Source organism: Vibrio sp. SSH13-20 (assembly GCF_040104475.1).
Taxonomy (GTDB): domain Bacteria; phylum Pseudomonadota; class Gammaproteobacteria; order Enterobacterales; family Vibrionaceae; genus Vibrio; species Vibrio harveyi.
This window is the reverse complement of sequence record NZ_JBECOU010000009.1, coordinates 167,252-186,544: the sequence shown is the minus strand read 5'-3', so window position 1 is coordinate 186,544 and position 19,293 is coordinate 167,252. Positions and strand designations below refer to the sequence as shown.

The following is a 19,293-nucleotide window of genomic DNA, read 5'->3' as shown; positions in this document are numbered from 1 at the left end:
CATACAACACCCAAGGGGTTTTGATGGACTCAATGTAAGAACATTGAATGTGTGTAAGTAGAACTTAAAATCAGTTTTCCAGATTAAAGAATTTGCTTGGCGACCATAGCGATTTGGACCCACCTGATTTCCATTCCGAACTCAGAAGTGAAACGAATTAGCGCCGATGGTAGTGTGGGGCTTCCCCATGTGAGAGTAGGACATCGCCAGGCTTTAAATTTGAAGAAGCCCACTCGAGAGAGTGGGCTTTTTTTACATTTGGAGCAAAGTAAATCTGATCACCAGAGCCCTTCTTATAAAGTCGCACCACTTTCCAATCCCTGTATATCTTTCCTGTGACTAACTTGATCATGAGATAGTGCTAACGCATTACCTAACCTCTCACAATGCCACTACTTCCCATTGTCTTTAGAACAGCCTCAAACTCGCTATTAAAACACATCGAGCTTGTGTTTAGTCCTATGACTCGATTAGGCAAAAGAACTGCGTGTGAGTGTTTTGGAGAGTGCGTGGATAAGTTGATGTAAAGTAGGGGGATGAAGAGCGAAGGGCTAAGAAACCTTTTGGATATTTAGGTTTAAGGAGTGCTGTATTTTGACATCAGGAATACAGTCGTGATGAAGTGTTACTTGGTTGCGTCCAGAGTGCTTTGAGTAATACATGGCTTTATCAGCGTTAATCATGAGCTCTTTAGCATTAGATACTTGTCCGTCATATTCTGCGACACCAATACTTACGGTTGTGCTGATTTCGATACCATCAACTTGGCATGGGGCGTTTTGAATCGCACCTCTGATCCTTTCTGCTACATCATAGGCTTGAATCGCGCTGGTGTTGACTAAAATCACTGCAAACTCTTCTCCTCCTAAGCGACCAATAAAGTCAGTGCCACGGATTGCTCGTTGGCATATCTTTGCTACATGGTTGATCACCTGATCTCCGGAGAAGTGACCGACTTGGTCATTTATCTCTTTAAAGTGGTCAATATCGATCATGACGCAGGAGAGTGTTTGAGATAGGCGAGAATGCGAGTTCAGAGCTTTATCTAGGCTGGTTAAGAATGCTCGTCGATTCATTACACCAGTTAGCTCATCAGTCTCTGAGAGCTCTTTCAGGCGCTTTTCAAGTAGGTGTGTTTTCGTTACGTCACGAACAGACCAAATTACCCAACTTTCGTCGTCTTGTAAGCTTTCAACAGGTTTGATGATCGCTTCAAACCAGGTTTCCTCTGGGTTGTCTAACGCTTCTAGCTCTTCTATTGGCATTAGTAGGTGGTCTTGTAGTGCGATGCTGTATTTGACGACTTTTGGCTCATTAGAGCGAATTACATCATCAATATAACTTATTAATTCAGAAGCTTTACTTGATGACAAAACATCGTTTAACGAGAGGTTAGTGTAACTTTCGGCATTGAATTTCTTTGAGTGGTAAGTGCCACCAAAGCTTTCAATATAGCGACCGTTTTCATTGAGGATAAAGACATGATCAGGGAGAGTATTCAGAATGGCGTGAAGCCAATCTTCCCTTTCTTTGTAAATCATGAGGTTAGTTCCTTTATCCAATGTAAGTCTTTGATTATATCTGTTTATATTGAGTTCACAATCAATACTGATCACAGTTCAATGTATCAGGCTTGACTAATGTTTGTACAAAGGCTTGGTAAGAGAAGGTAAGGGAGGATGGAATACAGGATAGCGAGGAACAAAAAATAAAAAAGGCTTAATCATTGCTGACCAAGCCTTTTTTACAAAAATACTGTATGAACCTATTAGTTCATGCCGTACTTTTTAAGTTTTTTGCGAAGAGTACCGCGGTTGATACCCATCATAGTTGCTGCGCGAGTTTGGTTACCGCGAGTGTACTGCATGATGGTATCTAATAGTGGCTGTTCAACTTCAGCTAGAACTAATTCGTATAGTTCTGTTACTTCCTGGCCGTTTAGTTGAGCTAGGTAGTTTTTAAGAGACGCTTTAACAGAGTCACGTAAAGGCTTTTGAGTAATCTGGTCTTGTGACGTTACTGTAGTTACTGTTAATGCTTCTGAAGTCAGATTTTGTTCGAACATATTCGGTCTAGCTCTTCTCTTAATTATGATGCAACGTTATCAAAATAACCTTCTAACGCCTCAAGTTGCAGCTCAGCTGCGTCGATAGCGTTGAAGGTACGGCGAAACTCACTTGCTTGTTCATGTTCCTTTAGATACCACCCAACGTGCTTGCGCGCGATACGTGGACCTAAAAACTCTCCATAGAAATCATGCAGAGCGTTAACATGACCAAGCATAATGGCTTTCACTTCCTCACTTGGAAGCTCATCCATTGTGGTGCCGTTTTCCAAATAGTGATGGATTTCCTGGAAAATCCAAGGACGACCTTGGGCAGGGCGTCCAATCATTAAAGCGTCTGCACCGGTGTACTCCAGTACAAACTTCGCTTTCTCCGGGCTATCGATATCACCGTTTGCGATAACCGGAATGGATATAGCGTGTTTAACCGCTTTAATGCTGTCATATTCGGCCTCACCTTTGTACATACACGCTTTTGTTCTGCCATGCAGTGCAAGAGCCTGTATGCCGCAGTCTTCGGCTAATTTAGCGATGTGAACACAGTTTTTATTTTCTGTGTTCCAGCCAGTACGGGTCTTTAACGTTACAGGAACGTCTACCGCGTCCACTACCGCAGTCAAAATCTCTTTGATGATGTCTGGGTATTGAAGCAGTGCAGAACCCGCCAGCTTCTTATTCACTTTCTTTGCTGGGCAGCCCATGTTGATGTCGATGATTTGCGCACCGTTTTCAACACTGAATTGAGCCGCATCGGCCATAAGCTGTGGATCGGAACCGGCAATCTGTACAGAGCGAATGCCCGATTCGCCTTCATGTACCATGCGCTGTTTCGACTTTGACGTTCCCCATAGTTTCGGGTTAGCAGACATCATTTCACTGACGGCCATTCCCGCACCATAGCGAAGACACAACTCGCGAAACGGTCTATCCGTTACACCAGCCATAGGGGCTACGATTAGATTGTTCTTAAGTTGATAGTTTCCGATTTTCAAAACGTCATCACAGTTCTGTACCAGCAAGGGCGCGCATTTTACGCATTTTTTTACTGCGTGAAAAGACTAATATTTGAGCATTTACAAATTGTTTTTGTAATTTGTATGAAATTCAAACAATTAGCCCTGAAAACCTTGTCTAGCCTTGCTTACGACCAGAGATACGACACCATTCACTTTGCTCCACAATTGGGTCAATGTGAAGCTCGTCACGGTAATGGTTTGCTACATCCTCTGCTTGAGTGTCTAAAACACCCGACATCGCAAGGTCACCATTTGGTTTCACCAAACCTTTAATTATTGGTGCTAGTTCACGTAGAGGACCAGCAAGAATGTTCGCAACCACAACGTCTGCAATTAGACCTTCAGGTTGGTTTTGAGGTAGGAACACTTCAAGTTGATCGGCAACGCCATTACGTTCAGCGTTGTCGCGAGATGCTTGTAGTGCTTGAGGATCAATGTCGATCCCGATAACTTTTTCTGCACCTAGTTTGATCGCTGCGATCGCTAGGATGCCTGAGCCACACCCGAAGTCGATAACCGTCTTACCTGATAGATCGAGACCTTCTAGCCACTCAAGACACAATGCCGTAGTTGGGTGAGTACCTGTACCGAATGCAAGACCCGGATCTAGCATTACGTTTACTGCGTCTGGCTCTGGAATTTCACGCCAGCTTGGGCAAATCCATAGGCGTTCGCCGAACTTCATTGGGTGGAAGTTTTCCATCCACTCGCGTTCCCAGTCTTTGTCTTCTAGCTGTTCTACTTTGTAAGCAAAATCGTCAGTAAGCATGCCGCTTGCTTTGATTTGAGTGATGATGAAGTTTGTATCAGCTTCTGCATCGTACAGTGCCAGAATGTCAGTATCGCCCCATAAGCGAGTTTCGCCAGGTAGAGGTTCGAATACAGGCGTATCCTGCGCGTCTAGGAATGTTACAGACAGCGCACCAGTCTCTTCCATTAGCATGTCGCCGATTTGCTCAGCGTTTTCATTGGTCGCGTTGAGTTTGATTTGAATCCAAGGCATTTGTTTTTGCTCGTAAAGTGAATGAAGTGGCGCAGAGTTTACCAGAACTCTACGATTTGTTTGAGTATAGACTTTATACAAAACAAAAATGCCCACAGATGTGGGCATTTATTATGAGGTTAGCGAAGGCTTATTGTAGGCCTAGCTTCTTCTCTAGGTAGTGAATGTTTGCACCACCGTGCTGGAAGTTCTCATCATTCATGATTGATTCTTGTAGAGTAACGTTAGTCTTGATGCCTTCAATGATCATCTCGCCTAGTGCGTTCTTCATACGTGCAATCGCTACATCACGGTTCTCACCGTAAGTGATCAGTTTACCAATCATTGAATCGTAATGAGGTGGTACTGTGTAGCCTGTGTAAATGTGAGATTCCCAACGAACACCCATACCGCCTGGTGCGTGGAAGCGTTCAATCTTACCTGGTGAAGGTAGGAAGCGCTCAGGGTCTTCTGCGTTGATACGACACTCAATCGCATGGCCGCGGATCTTGATGTCATCCTGAGTGAATGACAGTGGTTGACCTGCTGCTACGCGTAGCTGTTCTTTAATTAGGTCAACACCGGTAACCATTTCTGTTACTGGGTGCTCAACCTGAATACGAGTGTTCATTTCGATGAAGTAGAACTCACCATTCTCGTATAGGAATTCGAACGTACCTGCGCCGCGGTAACCGATTTCTAGACATGCACGTGTACAACGTTCACCGATGTATTTACGCATCTCTTCTGTGATACCTGGTGCTGGAGCTTCTTCAACAACCTTCTGGTGACGACGCTGCATAGAACAGTCACGTTCACCTAGGTGGATAGCACCGCCTTGACCATCAGCAATCACTTGTACTTCAACGTGACGAGGGTTTTCTAGGAATTTCTCCATGTAAACCATGTCGTTGTTGAACGCCGCTTTTGCTTCTGCACGCGTCATAGCGATAGCTTGAACAAGTTCTGCTTCAGAACGTACAACACGCATACCACGACCACCGCCGCCACCAGAGGCTTTGATGATTACTGGGTAGCCGATACGCTTCGCGTGAGCTTTGTTTTTGTCTTCGTCGTTATCTAGTGGACCGTCAGAGCCTGGTACACAAGGAACACCTGCTTTTTTCATTGCGTTGATTGCTGACACTTTGTCACCCATCATGCGGATGGTGTCTGCTTTAGGACCAACGAAGATGAAACCGCTGCGCTCTACTTGTTCAGCAAAGTCTGCGTTCTCAGATAGGAAGCCGTAACCCGGGTGAATCGCAATTGCACCCGTCACTTCTGCTGCAGAAATGATACGAGGGATGTTTAGGTAGCTGTCGATACCACGAGCAGGACCGATACATACTGTTTCGTCTGCGAGTAGTACGTGCTTAAGATCGCGGTCAGCTGTTGAGTGAACTGCCACAGTCTTAATGCCTAATTCTTTACAAGCGCGAAGGATACGAAGTGCAATTTCACCTCGGTTCGCGATGACTACTTTATCTAGCATAAGGCAAGCCCCGCTTATTCGATTACAACTAGTGGTTGGTCGAATTCAACTGGTTGGCCGTCTTCAACTAGGATTGCAGTTACAACACCTGATTTGTCCGCTTCGATTTGGTTCATCATTTTCATTGCTTCAACGATACATAGTGTGTCGCCAGCATTTACGCTCTGACCAACTTCAACGAATGATTTCGCGTCTGGACTTGGTGAGCGGTAGAAAGTACCAACCATTGGAGAAAGAACTTGGTGACCTGCAGGAACTGCTGCTGGCGCTTCTGCTGCCATTGCTGGTGCGTCTGCTACTGGAGCTGCTGCCACTGGTGCAGGTGCTGCTACTGGAGCTGCTGCGTAATGAACTGGTGCTGGAGCAGCTGCAGGGCCACTACGACTGATGCGTACTGACTCTTCACCTTCAGAGATTTCTAGCTCAGCAATGCCAGATTCTTCAACTAACTCGATTAGCTTCTTGATTTTACGAATATCCATCTTTTCTTTCTCTTTTATCTTGTGATTAAGACAACCCCAAAGGGCTGCAGAGTGTTTGGTTTACTTTGCCTGCAATTTCGCGATTGCTGCAGACAGAGCGAATTCATAACCTTGTGCACCTAAGCCACAAATCACTCCTTCTGCTTTATCAGACAGATAAGAGTGATGACGGAACGGCTCACGAGCGTGAACGTTCGATAGGTGCACTTCGATAAATGGGATGGCTACGCCAAGTAATGCATCACGCAGCGCGACACTGGTATGAGTGAAAGCCGCTGGGTTGATGATAATGAAGTCCACTTTGTCATATGCAGCGTGGATAGCTTCAATCAGTTCGTACTCACGATTCGATTGCAGGTGTTCAAGTTCCACCCCAGAGTTGTGAGCTTGTTCAGTCAATGCGTCAACAATCTGTGCTAGGGTGTTGTTACCGTAATGTGTCGGTTCACGCAGACCTAATAGATTAAGATTTGGTCCGTTTAGAACTAGAATCCGTGACTTTGCAGACATTATGTTGCTATCTTCCTTTATCGTGAGTGGAACGTTTATATTCCCAAATATACGATAATTCAGCACGATTTTTTTGTTAAAACCGAGCAAATTTTAAAAAATCGACCAAGATTATAGCTAATTCACAGCAATTAGCAGCAATTTACTGGTCTAATCTCCCAATAACCCCCGCCGTTTCTGTAACCAAGTTAACAAAAACAACATAATTGCCATGTGCTTTCTGTGGTTTATTTTGCGTCCACGCACAAAAAAGCCACCATATGCAATGGTGGCTTTTAGGGCTAGCGTTTAAAACAGGGGCTGGGTGTTATGCCAGTTCTGCTTTCTCTGCAATTAGCTTGTCTACAACACTTGGATCTGCCAGTGTCGAAGTATCACCTAGGTTGCTGGTATCACCCGTTGCAATCTTACGTAGGATGCGGCGCATGATTTTACCGGAGCGAGTTTTTGGTAGAGAGTCTGTCCAGTGCAGCACGTCTGGTGTCGCGATTGGACCAATCTCTTTACGTACCCAGTCTTTCACCTCTTTGTGCAGCTCAGCTGATGGGAACTCACCATCATTAAGCGTGACGTATGCGTAAATTGCCTGACCTTTGATGTCATGAGGGATACCGACAATCGCTGCTTCCGCAATTTTATCGTGTGCAACCAGTGCTGACTCAATCTCTGCGGTACCCATACGGTGACCTGAAACGTTCAGTACGTCATCTACACGACCTGTGATCCAGTAATAGCCGTCTTCGTCACGACGTGCGCCATCACTGGTGAAGTACATGCCTTTGAAGGTAGAGAAGTAGGTTTGCTCAAAGCGCTCATGGTCGCCGTAAACAGTACGCATCTGACCTGGCCATGAATCAAGGATCACTAAGTTACCTTCTGCTGCGGTCTCTTCAATGATGTTACCCATGTTATCCACTAGTGCTGGTTGTACACCGAAGAATGGGCGAGTTGCAGAGCCTGGTTTTAGATCGGTTGCGCCTGGCAGTGGCGCAATCAAGATACCGCCTGTTTCTGTTTGCCACCAAGTATCAACGATCGGTGAATTCTCGTTACCAATGGTCTTGTAGTACCACTCCCATGCTTCTGGGTTGATAGGTTCACCTACTGAGCCCATTACACGCAGGCTTGAACGAGATGTTCCTGCTACCGTTTCGTTGCCTTTTGCCATTAGTGCACGAATCGCTGTTGGTGCAGTGTAGAGAATGTTTACTTGATGCTTATCAACCACTTCACTCATGCGAGCCGTGCTTGGGTAGTTTGGTACACCTTCGAAAAGAATGGTCTTCGCACCGTTCGCCAGTGGACCGTAAATTAAGTAAGTGTGACCTGTAATCCAACCCACATCCGCAGTACACCAGAACGTTTCACCTTCTTGGTAATCGAACACGTATTTGAAGGTCATGGTTGCGTACACTAGGTAACCACCTGTAGTGTGCAGCACGCCTTTTGGCTTACCTGTTGAGCCTGAAGTGTAAAGAATGAATAGAGGGTCTTCCGCTTTCATCTCTTCTGGTGGGCACACATCAGAAACGACAGCCGTTGCTTCGTGCCACCAAACGTCACGGTGCTCGTGCCAATCAATGTCACCACCCGTACGTTTTAGAACGACAACTTTGTCGATGGTTTTTACTTCTGGGTTTGTCAGTGCTTCATCAACGTTTTTCTTCAGTGGTACTGCGCGACCACCACGAACGCCTTCGTCAGCGGTGATAACGATTTTCGCATCTGAGTCGATGATACGACCGGACAGTGCTTCTGGCGAGAAGCCACCAAATACCACGGTATGAACCGCACCAATACGCGTACATGCCAGCATTGCGATAGCCGCTTCTGGCACCATTGGCATGTAAAGACAAACCACGTCGCCTTTGTGCACACCTTGCTCTTTTAGTGCGTTAGAGAACTTACACACTTCTTTGTGCAGTTCATTGAATGTGAGGGTTTTGTCGTCAGCAGGATCATCGCCTTCCCAGATGATCGCGACTTCATCGCCACGCTCGGCAAGGTGGCGGTCAATACAGTTTGCAGATACGTTCAGCGTGCCGTCTTCGAACCAACGAATGTCGACGTGACCAGTATCGAAAGAGGTGTTTTTAACTTGAGTGAATGGCTTAATCCAATCGACAACTTTACCGTGTTCGCTCCAGAAGCCTTCTGGGTCGCTTACCGACTGCTGATACATGGCTAGGTAAGTGTCATTATCCGCATGCGTATGGTTTTTAATATTTTCTTTTACCGGATAAACGTGGGCTTCGCTCATGGCTTCTCTCCTTGTGCCTTTAATTCTCGACCTTCGTCTTTTGTAGGGCTGTTTCCGTTCTTTAGTCTGTGATTCATCAAGAACGTTGCTGTGCATATAACTGTCAGTCACAGCGCGTATTTCCACAATTAGACTTTAGGATGAGAGTGAGGAATGCGCCGCGATATTGCTGAATTTAAAGCGAATGTGGGACGTGGATCGAAAGCTGAGTATTGAACCTATTGGGTATAAGGCACGCTCAGGTTTGGTAAATCGCCTTTGGTTAGACGCACATACACCAAAGCCGCGGATTTTGCGTCCTGCAGAGCGTCGTGTTTGTCTTGAATCGGTAGCTCAAGGTGCTTACAAATTGCATCAAGACTTAAGTCGAAGTAGGCGTTAGGTAAATGACGTTCTAGCTTGTCGTGATAAATCTGGCTCACTTCGATGAGCGGGTTAGGTAGTGGAAAGCCTAAATGCCTCAGACAAGCGAGGTCGAGGATCTTTTTGTCATAGCGAATGTGGTAGCCAACCAAAGGACGATTGCCGATAAAGTCGAGTAGCTTGATGAGCGCTTCTTTTTCGCTGATGCCATCCACCAAATCTTGATGGCGGATATGGTGAATTTTTACCGAGCCTGAATCGAGTGATTGCGGAGCGCGCAGTCGAACTTCGAACGGTTTGCTGGTGATGATGCGGTTGTCGATGATTTTGGTCGCAGCGATGGTGACCAGCTCGGCTCGATTTGGGTCCAAGCTGGTGGTTTCGCAATCGAGAGAGACAAATTCGCCTTTTTGCGGCGAACAAAACAGTGGCTGATAAGGTGAGCCTTTCAGCTTGTAATGCCAGTATTTCCTTTGTAGCCAATTCATCCCTGTTACCTCTCGTCTTATTTGCCTAAAAGACTCTAATCACGGATTTGATAATGGAAGCCTAAGAACTGCTTAAACTTCTTCACCACGTGTAAGCTGTGGCGCAGCAGATCTCGTTCTGTCCTGTCTAACTGTTTGATGTCGATATTGTTCAATGCTTCTTGCTTACTCAATTGCTGGTTCAAACGGATCTTGAAGAACAGCTTCAGCGCCTCATTGAGGTTATCGGCTGTTTCTGGTTCTAAGATACGCTTGTTTCTCAGTGCTTCGATACGCTCGAAGGTGTTCTTCTCTTCAATCGCGTATTCCAATGCCAAAGTGCGAATGCCATGTACGATAGGGAAGATGCCACCGCGTTTAATATCCAGCCCGTCCTTGGCACTTTTTACGTTACCAAACAGAGTAAGAGGCACGGAAAATTGCAGAGCAGGGCGAGTGAAATCGGACAGAATCAACATACGATCTTTCATGCTGTCTCTAAGGTGCTCGGCGATAGGCGTGAGCAACTCTCGATTGCCTGCGACCGCATGAGCGTCACTGAAGATGGCTAAATCCATGATTTGTTCTGGCTGCGCTTTGGCAATCCAACCATCGAGCGTTTTAATCCAGTCTTGCTGCGTTCGAACCCACTTCGGATTGTTAACCATGACTTTGCCTGGGCAGAGCGGATAGCCCAGTTGCTGTAAGGTGTGGGTGAGGTTTTGCATGACTTCGGTGCAATGTTCCCATTCCAGCCCATCTTGGATGATCAGTGCGTTATCTTGATCGGTTTTGAGGATTTGCTCTCCACGACCTTCCGAGCCAAGCACAATCAGACAGCAGTGATCGTGCAGTGCTGGTGGCACCACAAGCTCAAACGCTTTTTCGATGATTTGTTCATTTACAGCAGATATCAGCTCCATGATGAAGCGAGTACGGATGCCATTGGTTAGCAAGCTGTCTACCAACTGACGCTGTCGATTGGAAGCAAGGGCTAACTCTTCCACGCTGGTTGCTCGCGCAATGCTGAGTGTTAGTACGTGTGAGTGAGTGGAAAACGCACTGAGGATTTGCGTCATATCCAACATACCGACCGCTTGATTGCCTTCGCACACCATTAGACGCTTCATGCGATTGCGCGTCATGGTGATCATGGCGTTAAACAAGAAGTCACCATCATCCACGTGATAAACAGGGAAGGTCGCAATCTTACTCACTGGCGTATCGAGTGGGTGGTCGTCAAGCATCACGGCGTGGAGCATATTGGTTCGCGTCACTATCGCGTAGGGATGCGCCGATGGATATTGCTCTAGGCGTGGGTCATCTTGGTTGAGCTGAACCAAAGCGGCATCAATGCCATTGTCTTTAAGTGTTTTAGTGACCTGATTAATTGGCATATCGGACGCCAATAGCATTGGTGGATGATAGATACTGCTATCGACTTTAGTCAGAATGAATTCCGCGAGGTTTTGCTGCTGTTGAGCCGCTTCAATGAGGGCTTGGCGTTTGGATAAGTTGTTATCGAAGTAGGCAGCAAACTGCCCGTTCTCGTTATACAGCTCAAGAAACACTTCTTTCGGTAGCAAATACGAGAGGGTATCTTCCAGTGCCACATATTGATGGCGCACGCTTTCTTCAAACAAAGAGCGCACATCAAACATGTCGTCGTTGGCGTAGTGAGCAAACACTTCGTCTTGATCTTTTGAGCGCTCTTCTACAGCGCCTTTAATCAGCACGTGCAGGTGAGGGTTGTCTTGCCCACAAGCTAAGATGACATCTCGCGTTCGGTAGTACGCCACATCAAGAGACGAGCGCAGTCGATTTTGCTGTGCGTCAGTCAGGCGGTCGAACGGTGGAGATTGCATATTAAATTTGTCAGGCATGAGAGCACCTAAATTTGGTGGGAACACATTCTAAGTCTGACAAATTTCCCTGCCGAAGCCAGACGACTTTGGTCTAAATCGTCACAATCTAATTTTGCATTTCGAGACCCTGTGCCATTGAGGAAACGGTAAGTTGCCGATTCTTCCCTTTTTCTATTACGCATTGCGATCCATAATTCCGCGTCCCAAACGTTTACGTGTCGGAAGTCGTTAGTTTTTTCGTTTTTTAGGATGTCAGTGATGTTGAAACCCTCTCCGTATGGCTGGATTTCCCAGTACTTTCTCGGATTCTTTTTTGCGTATGGCGTGTATCTGCCATTTTGGTCGTTGTGGTTTAAAGAGCAGGGTGTTTCTCCGACAGATATTGGTATGTTAGTGGGTCTAGGTTTAGCGACGCGCTGTGTGGCGAACATGGTACTTACCCCACGTCTGCATAAAGTCGAACATCTCATGCCTGCATTGCGCTGGTTAAGTTTTGCTGCCCTTATATTTGTTGGTTTCCACTTCTTCACTGGCGGCAACTTCTGGTTAATGGCGCTTGCCACTGTCTTGTTCAACTTGTGTTGTGGTCCTGTAGTGCCTCTGTCTGATGCGATGGCGAACTACTACGCTCGTTTGAAAATGCTTGATTACGGTCGTACCCGTTTGTGGGGCTCGGTTGCCTTTATTGCAGGCTCGACTGTGGTGGGTTACTTGGTGGCAGAGTTTGGCTCTGACATGATTTTGTACACGGCAATGGTCGGTGTGTTTATCTCGCTCTTGTTTGCAATGCGTAACACCAACCCAATGCCAGTGACACGCGATGGTCAGCATTCTGAGCGCCCAAAACTCTCAGCGTTACTGACGGATAAACCGGTTGTGAAGTTCCTTGTATTAATGGCGTTAATCCAAGGCAGCCATGCGGCGTACTACGGTTTTAGCGCAATTCACTGGAAAGCGGCTGGTCACTCAGAAGATGTGATTGGCTACTTATGGAGCTTGGGCGTGGCTGCTGAAGTTGCTGTGTTTGCTCTGAGTAAGCGTCTGTTCGCTGGCTGGTCTTTACGCACTCTGTTTGTGGTTGCGGCTGGTGGTGTGATGCTACGTTGGGGCATGACGGCGTCTACGACCTCTATTTTGGCGTTGGTGGTAGTGCAAATGCTTCACGGCGTGACGTTTGCAATGGCGCACATTGCTGCCATTCAATACATCCAGAACTCAGCCGAGAACAAGATGGTGGCATTACAGGCACTATACAACGCAATCCCACTGGGTGCGTTTATCGCGTTGATGACAGTGATCAGTGGTTGGGGCTACGAGCACTGGGGTGCGAATATCTTCTGGTTGATGGCGGCGATGGGCTTTATTGCACTGTTTATCAAAGTTGATCCTCAAAATGATGAAAGTCATGTGGTTGATCTCTCAGCCAATGCGCCTGAAGCACAGAATTAAGCTTCTGTGACAGAGATTAAAAACTAACCTTTGTCTCTGTTGTGAAAGCAGTGTTAAATGAAACCTCTCCTTTATGGAGAGGTTTTTTTATTCCTTGCTTTAAAAACAGCAAGAAAGGCAAGAAAAGTAAGAAAGGATATCGGATGCAAGGATGGCTAGTGATTCCCGTTTCTTTGGCGTATTTGGGAATCCTGTTTTTAATCGCTTGGTACGGTGACAAACAAAAGAGATGGTTAGCGCGTTGGCGACCATGGATCTACAGTTTGTCGATTGCGGTGTACTGTACGTCGTGGACCTTCTACGGCACGGTCGGACAGGCGAGCAACAATCCTTGGTCCTTTCTGCCCATCTATATCGCGCCGATCATCGTGTTTACCATCGGCTGGCGCGTCCTCGCTCGGCTTATCTTGATTGCCAAGCGCGAGCACATCACCTCCATTGCCGATTTCATTGCTGCCCGCTATGGCAAATCACAAGGCTTGGCGGTGGTTGTCACTTTAATCGCCGTGGCAGGCATTCTTCCGTATATCGCTTTGCAATTGCGCGGCATCACCATGGGGTTGGAGATCATCGCGCCAGATTTAGCATCTGATCTCAGTTATCAAAACTACAGCGTGTCTTGGTTTGTGGTCGGGGCGATGGCGATCTTCACCATGCTGTTTGGTACGCGTCATATCGATAACACCGAACATCACCGCGGCATGATGATGGCGATTGCGTTTGAATCAGTGCTCAAGTTGGTGGCGTTTTTAGTGGTGGGCGTGTTTATTGTTTGGCTCGCGATGGATACCGAGAGCTTCCACCTCGCTGATATCGCTGCTGAAACCTATGAGTCCCCTAACATTCCGACCTTGCTGATTCATACTATTCTGACCATGTTGGCGATTGTCTGTTTGCCACGTCAGTTCCATACCATGGTGGTCGAGAATGAACGCGCGCAAGACTTGCACGTCGCGCGTTGGTTATTCCCGTTGTACCTGATTCTGATGGGCATTTTCGTTCTGCCAATCGCGTGGGTAGGGCAAAGCCTGTTGAGTGGCAGCCCTGCCGATACGTACGTGATCAGCGTGCCGATGGCAGTGGGCGCGAATGACATCGCCTTACTGGCATTTTTGGGCGGTACTTCCGCGGCAAGTGGCATGGTTATCGTCTCGACTATTGCCTTAGCGATCATGGTATCTAACGATTTGGTGATGCCGCTGATTCTGCGCCGGATGAAGTTATCAAAACGCAATCATCATCATTTCTCTACGCTGTTACTACGTATACGGCGCGGACTTATTCTGCTTCTTTTGATTGGTGCATGGGGCTTTTATCAGGCTTTAGATAGTATCCACTCACTCTCTGCGATAGGTTTTCTCTCGTTTGCTGCGATTACCCAGTTCGCTCCGTCTCTGCTTGGTGGTATGTACTGGCGTCAGGGCAACAAGAAAGGCGTGTATGTTGGTTTGCTGGTGGGGTTCACCATTTGGCTGATTACTTTAATGAGCCAAACCGACATGCTGGCGGGTGACGCAAGCAACAACTTGCTGATTTGGTTGATCACTCCGCCTGATTTATTGGCAGGTTTTGGTATTGCTGTTTCTGACTGGGGCATGATCCTCAGCGTGGTGGCAAATACCGCGTGTTTTGTTGCGGTATCACTAGCTACGCGCCCAAGCATAAGTGAACGCTTACAATCGGCATCATTCGTTGGTACGCCGTTGCCTGAAAGTGAAAACATCAGCTTGTATCAAAGCCGAGTAACGGTCAGTGAACTGGAGATGTTAGCGTCACGATTTGTGGGGCGCACGCGAGTGAAATCCGCCTTCCAAACCTATTGGAGTCAGCAACGCGAAGAACTGCTTCCCAATCAACAAGCTCCTTCTACCTTGATTCGACACACCGAACGCGTCCTTGCCGGTGTGTTTGGTGCCTCTTCAGCTAAGTTAGTACTTACTTCTGCTTTGCAAGGCAGAAACATGCAGCTTGAGGAAGTAGCGACCATCGTTGATGAAGCCTCAGAGCTGTACGATTTCAGCCGTGGCTTATTGCAAGGTGCGATTGAACATATTGGACAAGGCATCGCAGTAGTCGACAAGCAACTAAGGCTGGTGGCGTGGAACCAACGTTATCTGGAGTTATTTGTTTTCCCGCCGGGGTTGATTCAGGTCGGGCGTCCGATTGCGGATGTGATTCGTCATAATGCTGAGCAAGGTTTATGTGGTCCGGGTGACCCTGAAGACCACGTTCGTCGCCGTGTTTATCACCTTGAGCAAGGCACGCGACATACCTCTTCCCGTGTGCGCCCTGATGGTCGCGTAATTGAAGTGCAAGGGAACCCAATGCCCGGTGGTGGTTTCGTGATGAGCTTTACCGATATCACCGTGTTCCGCGATGCGGAGCAAGCTCTGAAAGATGCTAATGAGACACTAGAGGAACGCGTTCGTGCTCGTACTCGTGAGTTGGAACAACTGAACAAACAGCTGGTGGCTGCGACGCAACGTTCTGAGCATGAGTCACAGTCCAAGTCGCGCTTCTTAGCCGCGGTAAGCCATGACTTGATGCAGCCGCTGAATGCCGCGCGCCTGTTTGCTTCTTCGTTGTCGGAAGTTGCCAAAGACAGTGAAACCCAAAAGCTGTCGACCCACATTGAGAGTGCATTAGGCGCAGCGGAAGATTTGATTGGTGACTTGCTGGATATTTCACGTTTGGAATCGGGCAAGCTGGACGTCAATGTGCATGGCTTTGCGGTTAATGATGTGTTGGCAAACTTGAATGCTGAATTCAGCGCGTTGGCGAAACAACAAGGTATTGAGTTCACCATGATCCCATCGTCTTTGATGGTGAAATCCGATCCGAAATTGCTACGCCGCGTGGTACAGAACTTCCTCACCAATGCGTTCCGTTATAGCCCAAATGGCAAAGTGGCACTCGGTGTTCGTCGTGTACAAGGGCGAGTGCGTATTGATGTGTGGGATAACGGAATGGGTATCGAAGAAGAGAAGCAACAAGAGATCTTCGAAGAGTTTAATCGTGGTACCCAAGTGCGTTCTGACCAAGGTTTAGGGCTAGGTTTGGCTATTTCGAAAGGGATTGCTCAAGTGCTAGGGCATGAAATCTCGATGCGTTCTTGGTTTGGTCAAGGCAGCGTGTTCTCGATTACCTTAGATAAGGCAGAGAAGGTGCACATTCCGGCAGTCAAAGCAGTGAAGAGTGCACAATCTGACTTGAGCCATATTCGTGTGCTGTGTGTCGATAATGAGCCAGATATTCTGGTCGGAATGGAAAATCTACTCTCACGTTGGGGCTGTGATATTCGCATTGCGACCGACATCGTTGAGAGTCTGAAAGCGATCGAAGACGATTGGTTGCCGGATGTGATTTTCTCCGATTATCGTTTAGACAATGGTCGAACAGGATTAGAAGTGTTGCAACAATGCCGCTTGCGTCTGGGTAATCGCTTTGAAGGGGTGATCATCAGTGCCGATCGAACCGATGACATGATGGAAGGCATTAAAGCCAATGGGTTCAGTTTTATCGCCAAACCGGTGAAACCTTTGAAATTGCGTTCGGTACTTAATCGAGTCGCCTAGAAAAAAAGACCCCCGATTGGAGGTCTTTTGCTTTAAGGGGGTGATCGGTCGGTGGCTTATTCTGCAACGCCGCCTTGAGTCAGTTTGGCTGGATCGAGCAATCTTTCTAATGTGGCACGATCTAAGTCCGTTTCTTCTTCCGCGACATCAATGATAGCGCGACCTTGTTTGTAGGCTTTCTTCGCCACTTCCGCTGCTTTTAGGTAGCCAATCACAGGGTTAAGTGCGGTGACCAGAATCGGGTTCTTCGCCAGTGCAACATCAAGGTTGTCTTGGCGCACTTCAAACGTCGCGATGGCTTTGTCTGCCAAAGCAACGGCGCTGTTCGACAGCAGTTCAATGCTTTCTAGTACATTATGAGCAATCACTGGCAGCATCACGTTAAGTTGGAAGTTACCCGATTGACCTGCAACGGTAATGGTTGCGTCGTTACCAATCACTTGTGCTGACGCCATGGCCGCTGCTTCTGGAATCACGGGGTTCACTTTACCCGGCATAATAGAAGAGCCCGGTTGTAAGCCTTGCAGTTCGATTTCACCTAAGCCGGCTAGTGGGCCTGAGTTCATCCAGCGAAGATCGTTTGCGATCTTCATGATCGCAACTGCTGCTGTTTTGAGCTGTCCCGATAGGGCGACGATCGCATCCTGACTGCTGAGATTGAAGAAGAAGTTTTTGCTTGAAGCAAACTCGATGCGCGTTGATTGCGTTAGGTTATCTGCAAAAAGATCGGCGAAGCGTGGATCGGCGTTGATCCCTGTCCCCACCGCTGTTCCGCCTTGGGCTAACGCTTTCACTGCTGGCAGTGTTTGTTCGATGGCTTGTTTGGCGTGTTCGATTTGGAACTGCCAGCCACCAAGCTCTTGGGCGAAGGTAATTGGCATTGCATCCATGAGGTGCGTGCGACCTGTTTTCACTACATCTTTCAGAGCTTGCTGCTTAGTTTCTAGTGTTTCACTTAGGTGGGACAGTGCAGGCAGTAGCTGTTTTTCAATCGCAATTGCAGAGCTAACTTGAATCGCAGTAGGCACTACGTCGTTACTGCTTTGACCCATATTGACGTGATCATTTGGATTGACCGTTCCGCCTAAGTGCTCAGACGCCAATGTTGCAATTACTTCATTGGCATTCATGTTGGAGCTGGTGCCCGAGCCGGTTTGGAATACATCGATAGGGAATTGGTCGAGGTGTTTACCATCAATGATGGCTTGCGCGGCATCGGCGATGGCATTGGCAATATCACCTTCTAGCAAGCCAAGTTGAGCATTGGTAAGCGCTGCGGTTTGTTTGATGTGAGCGAGTGCTTGAATAAACCCTGTCGGCATGGTGTGTTTGCTGAAAGCAAAGTTATCGACAGCGCGTTGAGTTTGGGCTTGATACAAAGCGTTCGCAGGGACTTTGACTTCGCCCATGCTGTCCGCTTCGATACGGAATTCCGTGGTCATGGTAGGTTCCTTTTGTTTAATCGAGTGGCGTCTGTATCAGACGTAATTGTTGTTGTAATGAGAGAAATTTCACATCGCCATCCTCAAATTGGTAGTAGTAACGTTTGAGACAAAGTAGCGGAGTGTGAATAGAATCGAGGCAGACTCGGCGGAAGATGCGGCTGCGAGTAGGGCCCTGAATGGCATCAAGTAGATGGAAGTAGACTTGGCGCAAATACAGCTCGCACAGCAACAGGTTTTCGTGCTCTGCATCGTGATCGTAGATGGACGACAGCACCATACCCCAATGGATGTAATCATGGATCACATCGGGTTCGAAGCCGCTTGGCGCATACACATGAAGGAATCGGTCTTGCGCTTTAAAAAAGGCGTTGTAGATGGCTTGGCTGCTGTCCATAGTTACCTCGACACTTAAGGTAATGATAATTATTATCAATTAATTGCCGATTAGCAACCACAGCTTTTTTGAGGAAATAACACAACAAAAAAAGCCGATACTCGGACTCAGTATCGGCTGAAGTGGGAGAGCCCAATCCCTAAATTAAGCTCGGTATTCTTTCGCGAGATAAGGTCGACTCAAATGCGTCTTCAAGCCTTATGGAGCAAGTAAGTTATTTGTCCGTAAACAGGGTTTCGTATTTCACAAACGCTGTTTGCGTTTCACCGTAGTAGAGCGTGCCTTCAGATTGAATCGCAACACGTAGCCAACTCTCGGCTGATGCAGGCTTAGGCAAAGTGATGGTCCAGTTTTGTCCGGCTTGATCCGCTGGCGTCATGTCAATTGGCTGTGCGTTTTGCTCTTGGCTATCCACGACCGAAACCTTCACCCCTTCCAGTGGATAAGCCGCATGTAAAGACAACTCTAGGCTATCTTGAGTCAGCTTTTCTGAGCGAAACTTCACTTTAAAGTCGCCGTTCTCCATATCACACAAGCCACTGGTGTAACGGCAATTCGACTTGCTGGCCAGTTTGTAGCTTTCCCCTTCTTTAGCGGCATGAGGCTTTTCACTCAGAGCCATGTCTGTACCGAAATAAGCGATCAAAGACAGAATTGGGGCGATCAACAGAGCGATAATAAAGTGCTTGTTTTTGAACATAAAATACTAATCCCATCAATTATCTGTTCATTTTTACTGGCTAAAATCGCTAATAACTTCGTTAAAGATTTTGAAGTTAGAGCAACTAGCTTGCAGCAATCTTTGCCTTGTTCTAAGCGATTTTTTCCGCGTAACCCCTGAACATACAATCAATGGCATTGGTATGCTTCCTTGCTACGGTTCAGGGAATCTCTAATTATTAGAATAAGTTAAGTGAATAAAAAA

15 protein-coding genes and 1 rRNA gene are annotated in these 19,293 nt (G+C 47.2%); 3 read left to right on the top strand and 13 right to left on the bottom strand.

What is annotated here, in order from left to right; translation table 11 throughout:
• Nucleotides 1-95 precede the first annotated feature (95 nt).
• Nucleotides 96-212, top strand: a 5S ribosomal RNA gene (rrf, locus tag ABMY42_RS23185).
• Between the two features lie 339 nt (nucleotides 213-551).
• On the opposite strand, the gene ABMY42_RS23180 is transcribed toward rrf, so the two are convergent.
• The 10 genes from ABMY42_RS23180 to ABMY42_RS23135 all read right to left on the bottom strand — a co-directional run bounded on the left by ABMY42_RS23180 (nucleotide 552) and on the right by ABMY42_RS23135 (nucleotide 11,523).
• The gene (locus tag ABMY42_RS23180; RefSeq protein WP_009698911.1) at nucleotides 552-1,541 is read right to left on the bottom strand and encodes a sensor domain-containing diguanylate cyclase; all 990 of its coding nucleotides are present in this window, start codon (nucleotides 1,539-1,541) and stop codon (nucleotides 552-554) included.
• A gap of 227 nt (nucleotides 1,542-1,768) precedes the next feature.
• Nucleotides 1,769-2,065 (bottom strand): DNA-binding transcriptional regulator Fis, encoded by a 297-nt coding sequence (fis, locus tag ABMY42_RS23175; protein ID WP_000462885.1) that lies wholly within the window; start codon nucleotides 2,063-2,065, stop codon nucleotides 1,769-1,771.
• 23 nt (nucleotides 2,066-2,088) lie between these two features.
• Nucleotides 2,089-3,057 (bottom strand): tRNA dihydrouridine synthase DusB, encoded by a 969-nt coding sequence (gene dusB / locus ABMY42_RS23170; protein WP_005448258.1) that lies wholly within the window; start codon nucleotides 3,055-3,057, stop codon nucleotides 2,089-2,091.
• 139 nt (nucleotides 3,058-3,196) lie between these two features.
• Nucleotides 3,197-4,084: a 50S ribosomal protein L11 methyltransferase gene (gene prmA / locus ABMY42_RS23165; protein WP_009698909.1), complete on the bottom strand. Its 888-nt coding sequence runs from the start codon at nucleotides 4,082-4,084 to the stop codon at nucleotides 3,197-3,199.
• 130 nt (nucleotides 4,085-4,214) lie between these two features.
• Nucleotides 4,215-5,558 carry an acetyl-CoA carboxylase biotin carboxylase subunit gene (gene accC / locus ABMY42_RS23160; RefSeq protein ID WP_005440401.1) on the bottom strand — a complete coding sequence of 448 codons (1,344 nt, stop codon included), beginning with the start codon at nucleotides 5,556-5,558 and terminating at the stop codon, nucleotides 4,215-4,217.
• Between the two features lie 14 nt (nucleotides 5,559-5,572).
• Complete coding sequence (accB, locus tag ABMY42_RS23155; protein ID WP_009698908.1) at nucleotides 5,573-6,040, bottom strand: acetyl-CoA carboxylase biotin carboxyl carrier protein; 468 nt, start codon at nucleotides 6,038-6,040, stop codon at nucleotides 5,573-5,575.
• 60 nt (nucleotides 6,041-6,100) lie between these two features.
• Nucleotides 6,101-6,550, bottom strand: coding sequence for a type II 3-dehydroquinate dehydratase (gene aroQ / locus ABMY42_RS23150; protein WP_005448261.1), 450 nt, complete (start codon nucleotides 6,548-6,550; stop codon nucleotides 6,101-6,103).
• A 307-nt stretch (nucleotides 6,551-6,857) separates the two neighbouring features.
• The gene (gene acs, locus ABMY42_RS23145; protein ID WP_349266838.1) at nucleotides 6,858-8,810 is read right to left on the bottom strand and encodes an acetate--CoA ligase; all 1,953 of its coding nucleotides are present in this window, start codon (nucleotides 8,808-8,810) and stop codon (nucleotides 6,858-6,860) included.
• Between the two features lie 218 nt (nucleotides 8,811-9,028).
• Complete coding sequence (locus ABMY42_RS23140; RefSeq protein ID WP_005440406.1) at nucleotides 9,029-9,661, bottom strand: 3'-5' exonuclease; 633 nt, start codon at nucleotides 9,659-9,661, stop codon at nucleotides 9,029-9,031.
• A gap of 35 nt (nucleotides 9,662-9,696) precedes the next feature.
• A complete protein-coding gene (locus ABMY42_RS23135) occupies nucleotides 9,697-11,523 on the bottom strand; it encodes a DUF294 nucleotidyltransferase-like domain-containing protein (RefSeq protein WP_349266837.1) in 1,827 nt (608 codons plus the stop codon).
• Between the two features lie 240 nt (nucleotides 11,524-11,763).
• Between ABMY42_RS23135 and ABMY42_RS23130 the strand changes: the two genes are divergently transcribed.
• Both ABMY42_RS23130 and ABMY42_RS23125 read left to right on the top strand, forming a co-directional pair.
• Nucleotides 11,764-12,954, top strand: coding sequence for a 3-phenylpropionate MFS transporter (locus ABMY42_RS23130; protein ID WP_349266836.1), 1,191 nt, complete (start codon nucleotides 11,764-11,766; stop codon nucleotides 12,952-12,954).
• Nucleotides 12,955-13,097: 143 nt separating this feature from the next.
• A complete protein-coding gene (locus ABMY42_RS23125) occupies nucleotides 13,098-16,529 on the top strand; it encodes a PAS domain-containing hybrid sensor histidine kinase/response regulator (protein ID WP_009698905.1) in 3,432 nt (1,143 codons plus the stop codon).
• 56 nt (nucleotides 16,530-16,585) lie between these two features.
• On the opposite strand, the gene ABMY42_RS23120 is transcribed toward ABMY42_RS23125, so the two are convergent.
• The 3 genes from ABMY42_RS23120 to ABMY42_RS23110 all read right to left on the bottom strand — a co-directional run bounded on the left by ABMY42_RS23120 (nucleotide 16,586) and on the right by ABMY42_RS23110 (nucleotide 19,068).
• Nucleotides 16,586-17,971 (bottom strand): class II fumarate hydratase, encoded by a 1,386-nt coding sequence (locus ABMY42_RS23120; RefSeq protein ID WP_047517328.1) that lies wholly within the window; start codon nucleotides 17,969-17,971, stop codon nucleotides 16,586-16,588.
• A gap of 16 nt (nucleotides 17,972-17,987) precedes the next feature.
• Nucleotides 17,988-18,368, bottom strand: a complete 381-nt coding sequence (locus ABMY42_RS23115; protein WP_349266835.1) for a hypothetical protein — start codon at nucleotides 18,366-18,368, stop codon at nucleotides 17,988-17,990.
• Nucleotides 18,369-18,582: 214 nt separating this feature from the next.
• The gene (locus ABMY42_RS23110; RefSeq protein WP_009707868.1) at nucleotides 18,583-19,068 is read right to left on the bottom strand and encodes a hypothetical protein; all 486 of its coding nucleotides are present in this window, start codon (nucleotides 19,066-19,068) and stop codon (nucleotides 18,583-18,585) included.
• Between the last annotated feature and the right edge of the window lie 225 nt (nucleotides 19,069-19,293).